General features: G+C 61.9%; 4 protein-coding genes and 1 pseudogene. 3 read left to right on the top strand and 2 right to left on the bottom strand.

The window, feature by feature from the left end; genetic code table 11:
• Positions 1–1253: hypothetical protein (locus NW852_RS10230; RefSeq protein ID WP_414426708.1), on the top strand; the 1253-nt coding region annotated here is incomplete at its 5' end.
• Between the two features lie 178 nt (positions 1254–1431).
• Here NW852_RS10230 and NW852_RS10225 read toward each other — a convergent pair.
• Positions 1432–2229, bottom strand: a complete 798-nt coding sequence (locus tag NW852_RS10225; protein WP_414371175.1) for a response regulator transcription factor — start codon at positions 2227–2229, stop codon at positions 1432–1434.
• Between the two features lie 97 nt (positions 2230–2326).
• On the opposite strand from NW852_RS10225, the gene fni reads away from it, so the two are divergent.
• Positions 2327–3403, top strand: coding sequence for a type 2 isopentenyl-diphosphate Delta-isomerase (gene fni / locus NW852_RS10220; protein WP_414371285.1), 1077 nt, complete (start codon positions 2327–2329; stop codon positions 3401–3403).
• 2 nt (positions 3404–3405) lie between these two features.
• Here fni and NW852_RS10215 read toward each other — a convergent pair whose 3' ends face one another.
• Positions 3406–5913 carry a sigma 54-interacting transcriptional regulator gene (locus tag NW852_RS10215; protein WP_414371173.1) on the bottom strand — a complete coding sequence of 836 codons (2508 nt, stop codon included), beginning with the start codon at positions 5911–5913 and terminating at the stop codon, positions 3406–3408.
• Positions 5914–5975: 62 nt separating this feature from the next.
• Between NW852_RS10215 and NW852_RS10210 the strand changes: the two are divergent.
• Positions 5976–6569 (top strand): annotated as a pseudogene (locus tag NW852_RS10210) (RNA-guided endonuclease TnpB family protein); the annotation flags it as partial.

Raw genomic sequence — 6569 nt, 5'->3', positions numbered from 1 at the left:
TCAGGCCATCTATGTTGGAGCATTTACGCCTTGACCGCGCTCGCAAGCTGCTCTCTCTCTTTGGCGAGCCAGTGATTTTCCACTGCCACCACTACAACCTATTTTTGCAGCAGACCATTGAGGATCCCAACTGGATCGATGGGGTGAGCATCCTGCGCACGGCGGCTCAGGAGATTTTCTACAGCTTGCTCCAGGGCGCTTTTAAAACCTTGGGAGTGCAGCAGGCAGCGGAGCGGCTGGCGGTGGCGTGCCAGTTGTTCGGCTTTCTCGGCTTGGGGCGACTGGAGCTGCAGGCCAGCCCCAGCGGCGGCGAAGCCCAGCTCACCCACTCCCACTACGCAGAAGGCTGGCTGAGCAAGTACGGGGATCAGGCTAACCGCACTCGTCCCATTGATCATCTAGCCGTGGGCTATGTGGCAGCGGCGCTGGATGCCACTTTTGGCGAGCTGGGCAGCTACACGGCAGAGGAAACGGAGTGCATGGCGGTTACGCGCAAGGATCGCTGCGTGATCCAGGCGACTCGGCTGCCACGGCCTCAGGCTTTGGTTCCTAGCCCCGGCATGGGCAAGCTCATCGAACGTCCAGCCGATCTGCCCAAGCCGATAACAGCGGTGGACTACGACGCGGTCAACGAAGCTCTGTGGAGCCTGCCTTTGGCAGGAGATGAACGGGGGCAGATTCGCGCCTTCAACGTGCTGCTCACGCGCATGCCTGCCAATTACTGCAACCGCATCCAGTACCGCTTTTTGGAAGAGCTGAAAGCAGTGCAACCCGGTCTGCAGCAGGTGGCAGAGGATCTAATTCGCGAATCGGGCCATGTCTGTGTCTTCTACACCTTTGGCAACATCATGGAGTCCCTGGAGTGGGAAACCCTTGTGGGGCCAATGCTGGAAAAGGATACCGACTGGATCCACGGGGCCTATGCCGTAGCCAGCAGCTTGGGGTGGGGTCGTTGGCAGGCTTTGGAGGTGGTGAGCGATCATTCCTGCCGGGTGGCTATTGACGGCAACTACGAGACCAACTACTTTTTGGCTTCCTACCCACGGGCAGATTATCCGACCTGCTATTTTGCCCAAGGGGCGGTGCCGGCGCTGATGAATCTGGTTTACAACGGCAACATTCAGCAGAAGCCGATTCTGGATCAAGTCTTCTACAGCCGCCTCTTCCAGCGGGGTGGGCTGTTTTACGGGAAGGAGACCAAAGCCAGAGAGAAAGGGGATCCCTGGTGTGAGTTCTACGCCGAGCGGATTTAGGGATCCATGCAGCTGCGCATCCTGAGGCGGCGAGAGTGTGGAAGGGGCTGGGCCACAGACCTGCTGCTGCCGCGCTGCCTGAGCTGGCCGGAGGTGGAAGAGCTGGCGCAGGAGATAGGGGCCACCTGCCGCTGTTTTCAAAAGCAGCTGGTGTGGTTGGATCTGCCGGCAGGGCGAATTACCGCTTCCTTGCGGGTGCCTCGCCTAACTTTGCGGCTCTACGACGCCGCTGTGGAAGCCCAGATCCTGGAGCAGCTGCGCCGCTGGCTCGACTCGGCTGCTGCGACAGAGGGGGCGGCTTTAGGCCAAAGCAGTAGCCCACCTGGCGCACAGTGTGAATGAGGCGGGGTTGGTGCGGATTCCCCTCTAGTTTTTTGCGTAGGGAGAGGATGTGGGTATCGACGGTGCGGGGGTTGGCGGTGGAATCGGGCCAAGCCCGCTCCAGCAGCTCTTGCCGCGAGAGAGGATCCCCATCGGCCTGGATCAGCACCATCAGTAGGCTAAACTCCTGCGGGGTGAGGTCGATGCCTTGACCGGCCAGGGTGACGCGCCGCTGCACCAGATCGATTTTCAGATCCCCATACTGCAGGAAGGTGGGGGGAAGGCTGCGCCACAGCCGACGGGTCAGGGCCTGAATGTGGGCATCCAGAAGGGGCAGGCTAAGGGGCTTGGTGAGGTAGTCGTCTGCGCCTGCCTCCAGCCCAGCGATGATGTCGGCTTCGGATCCCCGTTGGGAGAGGAGCAAAATCAACACATCGCAATGGCGATGCGCCCAGCGGCATAGTTGGAGCCCGGCACGGCTGGACAGCTCCGCATCCAAAATCAAGAGGTGGACAGGCTGCTGTTGCAGCAGGGTTTTGGCCTGGCGAATGGTCTCCGCTTCCCAAACCCGGTGCTGCGCCTGTTGCAGATGCCAACCCAGCAAGCTGCGCAGATGAGGGTTGCCTTCTGCCAGCAAGATGTGCAAAGGTTGCATGGCTACTAGGTTGGATCCCGCCCTCATCATAGACAGCGGGCCACCTTCGGACAATGTGGTTCGCCCGCTACCGGTTGGACAACCCTCTATCCAGACCATGGCCGATTCTCCATCCCCTATCTCCGAACGTAAGCAGGATCACCTAGACATTGTTTTGCAGCAGGACGTCAACGCCAAAGGGATCCGCACCGGCTTTGAGCGCTTTTTCTTCGAGCATGTGGCGTTGCCGGAGCTGCTGCTGCCGGAGATCGATCTCAGTTGCCAGTTTCTGGGAAAGCGCCTGCAGGCCCCTCTGCTGATTAGCAGCATGACCGGGGGGACAGACACTGCCCAGGAGTTGAACCTGTACCTGGCGGCTGCCGCTCAAGAGCTGGGCATTGCCATGGGGGTGGGATCCCAGCGGGCAGCTCTAGAACACCCGGAGCTGGCCCGGACTTACCAGGTGCGGCAAGTAGCTCCGGATATTCTGCTTTTGGCCAACCTGGGCGCTGTGCAGCTCAACTACGGCTATGGGCTGGAGCAGGCGCGGCGGGCGGTGGAGATGATCGAGGCAGATGCGCTGATTTTGCACCTCAACCCACTGCAGGAGGCGGTTCAGCCCCAGGGGGATCGCGATTGGCGCAACCTCTATTGCCGCATCGAGCAGTTGGTGAACCAGTTGCCGGTGCCAGTGCTGGTCAAGGAAGTGGGCAATGGTCTCAGCGCCCAAGTAGCCCGGCGGCTGGCCGAGTGTGGTGTGTCCGCCCTGGATGTGGCCGGGGCAGGGGGGACGAGCTGGAGCGAGGTGGAAGCCCATCGCCAAAGGGATCCCCTCAAGAAACGCATTGCCCACAGCTTCCGGGACTGGGGGATCCCGACAGCCTTGGCTCTGCTGGAAATCCGCCGCTTCCTGCCCAACCTGCCTCTGGTGGCCAGCGGCGGCATCCGCACTGGCATCGATGCAGCCAAAGCCATCCGCTTGGGGGCCGATGTGGTCGGCATGGCCGCTCCCGCTCTCCACGCCGTCTCCCAAGGGCGGGCCCAGGCGGTGGTGGACAGCTTCCGGGCCGTAATCGAGGAGCTGAGGATCGCCGCTTTTTGCACCGGATCAGCCAACTTGGCGCAGCTACGGCAAGCGGCTTTGCGCTGGCAAGATACCTGGGATCCGCTGCCCCCTGTCGGGGAAAGGGGTTGAAATCAAATTCCCAGCACCTGCCACAAGCTCACCTCCAGCCCTAGGGCGGCCAGATGGTAGGGCCACTGCAAACTGCGGCGGGCAATTTTGCCGGTGAGGGCCCACGACAGGAGCAAAGCCAGGATCAGGGTGGATCCCTGAAGAAACTGGATCACCGCTGGGTGGGCCTGCCACAGCACGGGAAGAGCGGATCCCGTCTGGAAGAAAGTTGCCCAAGTTACCGGCAGCACCTGGCCTGCCTCCGTCAAAAACAGGGGCCAATAGAAGGCCAACGTTCCTCCCAAAACCAGCGGCAAATAGCCGTAGATCATCTCCGCAAAGGGTCGGGGTCGCGTCCCCTGGCCTAGCTTATAGGCCAGCCCCGCCAGCCCCCAGGCTGCCAAGGGCACGAGGCTGGGGAGGCTCAAAGCCAGCAAGGCAGCCCCCAGGTGGGGCCAAAACTGCCGTAGATCCCAGCGCAAGCCCCAGCAGGAGAGGCGCTCCGCTATCTGGGGCAGGCAATGGAGATAGATGCCCCCCAGCAGCAACAGCAACAGGGCAGTTTCAGAGGTGCGCGGCGTATGGGTAGTCCACAGCTCGATCCCAGGCGGGCGCAGGTTGAACTCCACCGAGCGATGGGGACAAGCCTTGAGACAAGTCATGCAGAGGACGCAATCTTTGTTGTCTTGCAGTTGCGCCGGATGGGAGTAGAGAGGACAGCCTCCCGTCGCCATGCCTTCCCCTTTCTCGGGCCCACCTTTGTAGCACTGGTAGGTGGTGCATTCTGCCGAACAGGTGCCCTGCTGGGCCCGCAGCTCTGTCATCGAGAGCTTGGCATAAAGGCCGTTCATGCCCCCAATCGGGCAGAGGTAGCGACACCAAAACCGCCGCTCAAACACCAGTGAGCAGACCACCGCTCCGGCGGTAATCAGCAGCAGCAGCCACCCCGACAGGTAAGCCGTGTTGGGCAGATCCCAGATCTCCTCCCACAGGAAAATCAACGCGAACCCGGCAAACAGCACCCAGCCCCCCCAGCGCTCCGCCGGCTGTCGCGGCCATTTCCGCAACTGCCGCGGCCAAAGCCACAAAGATAGCCGCTGAACCAGCTCCCCGTAGATCATGAAGGGGCAGATGGCGCACCACACCCGCCCCAAAAAGGGGAACACCAGCAGCACCACCGGCCACCACCAGGCCCAGAAAAGATTCAACCCCACATTGTGGGCCCGATCCTGAGGCCCCCAGAAGAGGAGAAACACCACCAGCGTGTAGAGAGGCAGCACCAGGCCGTAGTTGAGGCGATCCGGCCACCAGGGACTGCGCAGCAGGCGGCGCAAGCGAGGATAGGCGTTGAGCAGGTTGAGGCGAAACCGCTTGCCTCGAGGCTGGGAAGCCCAAAACACCTCTTCCCCCAACACGCTTGCCCCCGCAGCCTGCACCACTGCCCGCTCAACCAGGCTGCGCAGCTCCCGCGAGTTGCCGGGAAAGTCGTAGCTCTGCAAGCGGCGCAGCGCCTCCGGCGAGAGCTTGGGCTTGGGGATCCCCCGCCGGCGGCTGTAGAGGCTGAGAAAATAGTCGGCCATGGCTTTGATATCGGCCTTGCGCACCCGCAGCGGCGGCACTTTGATGGCCATCACCCAGGGGTCGAGGGCGGGGATGGGCCGTTCTGACACCATCAGCAGACGACAGCGACAGGGGCGCTCCTCTCCCGGATCCCCTTCCCCCCGCTGCACAGGGGTGTAGGATCCCGTCTCCAGCAGGCGCAGCAACTTGGGCATCAGCTCGGCGGGCAGCTCATGCAGGTTGTTCAACAGCAGCGTGCCCTCTCCCAGCCACTCCAGCAACCCCGGTTTGCCCCCCGCCCGTCCGAACAAGTCTGCCCCACTGGCCTGCAGGGCGCTGCAATCCACCTTGATCATGGGCTGGCGCCGCCGCGGGGATCCAAAATGGATCAGGGCGGCGACGTTGTCTTTTTCCAGGCCCGGCTCCCCAAAGATCAACACCGGCTTGCTGCTCTGGGCTGCCTCTTTAATCTGCTGCCGCAGGCGCACCGCATAGCGGCTGGAGCCGACGATCCCCCGCTCCACCTTCGGCACCAGGTAGGGGCGCAAAGCCACTTGCCGCTCCTGCTCGTAGCTGAGGCGCTCTTGAGCCTGGGCCAGAGCCTCGGCCAATTGCCCCGAGTGCTCTGCCAGCCAACGACGTACCACCGCAGCCGGGATCCAACCCCGGATCCCTGGGGAAACGGCCACCAGATCCCGCCGCAGCGGCTGCTCCGCCAGGACTTCCCCCAGATGAGCCACCGCGCCAGGCAGCAGGTTGAGAACCTCCCCGGAATGGGGATCCCGTTCTTCCCAGCGCCCCTCTAGCAAAATCTGGATCCCAGCCGGGGTGGTTCCTGCCTCCGCCAAAACCTCTCCTTGGCAAAAGGGTTGCTCCTGGAGGTGCTCCGCCAGAGGATACAAGCTCTCCAGCGCCAGGCTTTGAAACAGGGTTTGCCCCTTCAGCCACTGGGCACGCTCAACAGGGGTCATCTGAATGCGCTGGATACTCCAGCGTCTATACGGCGGGGAGGGATAACGCTAATAGGCTTGGCATGACCCAAGTCCTGACTATCTCCTGCAAGCTCAAGGTGTCTGCGTCACAAGCCGCCAAGCTGGATGCGACCTTGTCTGCTTTTGCACAAGCACTCCTCGCGCCCGCGGGCCGGAGGCCTTACTGGGTCAACCAAAACACGCCAGAGAATATAGCCAACCTTGTCAAGCTCCACTTCTTATGCTATCGCGAAGTCCGTGCACGGTTCGGGCTGTCCAGTAATCTCACTCAACAAGTGTTCCGACGGTTAGCCGGTGCCCGCAAGCTTGCCCAGCAGAAAAACCGTCCCGTCAAGGCGTTCAAGTCTGGCTTTGTTACCTACGATGCCCGCATCTTCTCTTTCCGGGAGAGGGACTGGACGGTGTCGCTGACCACCGTTGAGAGACGCGAACGCTTTGAGCTGGATGTTGGCTCCTACTAGCGGGGCAGGCTCACAGGCTCTCATCCCAAAGCAGCCACGTTGGTCAAACGCCAAGACGGTTCCTCCTTCATCCAGATTGGCGTGGAGTCTGAGGTGCCGGAACCGGAGCACGCCGTCAAAACAATGGGCGTGGATTTGGGTAGGAGGGATATTGCTCATACCTCTGAGGGGGAT

Origin of the sequence: Synechococcus sp. H60.1 (assembly GCF_047462335.1) — a bacterium.
In the GTDB taxonomy this organism is placed as follows: Bacteria; Cyanobacteriota; Cyanobacteriia; order Thermostichales; family Thermostichaceae; genus Thermostichus.
This window is presented reverse-complemented; position numbering and strand designations above follow the sequence as displayed.